Annotated in this window: 4 protein-coding genes; all 4 read right to left on the bottom strand. The window is 66.7% G+C overall.

The genetic code is table 11. The annotated features are described in order from the left end of the window. Window positions 1-217 (bottom strand): TRAP transporter large permease subunit (locus AC1D2K_RS33600; RefSeq protein WP_478094623.1); only part of this gene is annotated, 217 nt, incomplete at its 3' end. Further along, window positions 214-708: a TRAP transporter small permease gene (locus AC1D2K_RS33595; RefSeq protein WP_478094621.1), complete on the bottom strand. Its 495-nt coding sequence runs from the start codon at window positions 706-708 to the stop codon at window positions 214-216. The genes AC1D2K_RS33600 and AC1D2K_RS33595, both read right to left, overlap by 4 nt. Window positions 709-794: 86 nt before the next feature. After that, the gene (locus tag AC1D2K_RS33590; protein WP_478094620.1) at window positions 795-1,766 is read right to left on the bottom strand and encodes a TRAP transporter substrate-binding protein; all 972 of its coding nucleotides are present in this window, start codon (window positions 1,764-1,766) and stop codon (window positions 795-797) included. A 57-nt stretch (window positions 1,767-1,823) separates the two neighbouring features. Further along, the coding region (locus AC1D2K_RS33585; RefSeq protein ID WP_478094619.1) for a Rossmann-fold NAD(P)-binding domain-containing protein at window positions 1,824-2,358 on the bottom strand (535 nt) is incomplete at its 5' end.

Genomic DNA, 2,358 nt, shown 5'->3' with positions numbered 1-2,358 from the left:
AGATGCCGCCGGTCTCCATCAGGTTGCCGGCCAGGATGAAGAAGGGAATGGCGGCGAGCGGAAACTTGTTGATCGCGTTGAACATCTCCTTGACGGAGATCAGCATGTTCGCGCTGGAGGCCTGGATGCCGAGCACCGAGGCCAGGCCGATGGAAACGGCGACGGAGATGGTGAGTGCGAAGCACACCACCATGGTCGTGATCATCACGGGGGTCATTGAGCGGTTTCCAGTTCGTTGCGCTTCGGGTCGATCAGGTTGGCGATGATGCCGATCACGCAGAACAGCCCGCCCACCGGCAGCGCCAGGTAGGCCCAGAACATAGAGACCGATTCGAGGCCGGCCATCGACTGCACGCTGCCGCGCTGCGCGTAATCCCAGCCCCACCAGATGATGACCGCGATCAGGGTCAGCGCGGCCAGGCACACCACCCAGTCGAGCACGCGGCGGACTTTCGGTGGACTCCAGCGGTAGAGCACGTCGACGCTGACCATCGCGCCCTCGCGGAAGGCGGTCGGGATGCCCAGGAAAACCATCCAGATCAGGCTGATGCGGATCAGGATCTCGGACCATTCGGCCGGTTGTTCGAGCACGAAGCGGGTGACGATCTGGAACACGCCGAGGGCGGAGGCGACCACCAGCATGAAGCAGGCGATCGCCATCGCCAGGCCGGTGGTCCAGCGGTCGAGTGCGAGGAAGGCGGATTTCATGAGCGCATCAGGGTTCGGACAAAAAAACGCCCGCCAGCGCAGGCTGTGCGGGCGCGTGCGGCCGCGAGAAGTTTCGCGGCGGCGGGTTACTTGACGTCGCGGATCTTGTCCAGGTTGGCCTTGCCGAACTGCTTCTCGAAGTCGGCGTTGACCGGCGCCAGCGCGGCCACGAACTTGGCCTTGTCGACGTTGTCGATGACGGTCATGCCCTTGGCGCGCAGGTCGGCCACGCCCTTGGCATCGTCTTCGTCGACGCGGGCCCGGTTGGCCTTGATGCCTTCCTTGGCGGCATCGAGGAAGGCCTGCTTGTCGGCGGCGCTGAGCTTGTCGAAGGTGCCCTTGCTCATCAGGAAGATGCAGGGCGAGTAGACGTGGCCGGTCAGCGTGAGGTGCTTCTGCACCTGGTCGAACTTGGCCGAGATGATCACGGGCAGCGGGTTCTCCTGGCCGTCGACCGTGCCCTGCTGGAGCGCGGTGAACACCTCGGGGAAGGCCATCGGCGTGGTGATGATGCCGAAGCCCTTGTAGGCCGCGATGTGCACCGGGTTCTCCATGGTGCGCATCTTCAGGCCCTTGAGGTCCTCGGGCGCCTTCACGTCGCGCTTGCTGTTGGTCATGTGGCGGAAGCCGTTCTCGCCCCAGCCCAATGCCTTGAAGCCCTTGGCGTCGAACTTGACCAGCATGTCCTGGCCGATCGGGCCGTCGAGCACCGCGCGGGCGTGCGCCTTGTCGCGGAACAGGAAGGGCACGTCGAGGATCTTGGTCTCGGGCACGAAGTTCGGCACCGGGCCGGTCGACGAGAAGGCGAGTTCCTGGGTGCCGAGCTGCACCGCTTCGATGGATTCACGCTCGCCACCCAGCGAGCCGTTGTAGAAGGTCTCGACCTTGTAGCGGCCATTGGTGCGCTTCGCGACTTCCTTCGCGAAGGTGTCGATGGCGACGCCCTGGTGCGAGTTCTGCGAGGTCGAGATGCTGATCTTCATCGTCGTCTGCGCAAGGGCCGCGCTCGCGATGCCAAAGCCGAGGACCAGGCCTGCGGCCAGTTGGCTCAATTTCATGGGGGAGTCTCCTGAGTGGAAAAGAGTGCGGACCCAGGGCCGCAAGGCAACCTGCGACTATGCCGCAATAGCGAGCTTCACTGCGTCGGGATTTTCACGGACGTAGTCGCGGATCACCGTCTCGAAGCTGGCGTCGGCCTGCAGGCCGAGCGCGGCGGCGCGCGCGGTTTCGAAGTGCCCGGGCCAGGACTTCACGATGCGCCGGATCGACGGGTCGGGCGTGCGGTCGAGCAGGGCGGTGGCGGCCGGGCCGGCCACGCGCGCCAGCGCCGCCGCCATCTCGCCCACCGTGGTGGCGAGCGAGGGCAGGTTGAGCGCAGTGCGCGGGCCCCATTCGGCATCGCTGGCCTCGGCGGCGCGCAGCAGGCCCTCGATGGTGCGCGCCGGCGAGGCGATCGCCACCGGCGTGTCGTCGGCGACCGGGCAGGCGGCGGGCAGGCCCGCCAGGGGCTCGCGGATCATGCCGCTGAAGAAGCCGGAGGCGGCGCCGTTGGGGCGGCCCGGCCGCACGCTCACCGTCATGAGTCGGACGCTGCGGCCGCGGATGAAGCCCTTGCGCGTGTAGTCCGCCACCAACTGCTCGGCGCTCGGC

The organism is Variovorax sp. P1_H12_2, assembly GCF_056405335.1.
The sequence above is the reverse complement of the archived record's forward strand: the minus strand, read 5'-3'. Positions and strand labels throughout refer to the sequence as shown.

What these genes read in the sequence shown, in the direction of transcription:
- AC1D2K_RS33595 (WP_478094621.1), bottom strand. Translation starts at nt 708, where the DNA reads ATGAAATCCGCCTTCCTCGCACTCGACCGCTGGACCACCGGCCTGGCG.
- AC1D2K_RS33590 (WP_478094620.1), bottom strand. Translation starts at nt 1,766, where the DNA reads ATGAAATTGAGCCAACTGGCCGCAGGCCTGGTCCTCGGCTTTGGCATC.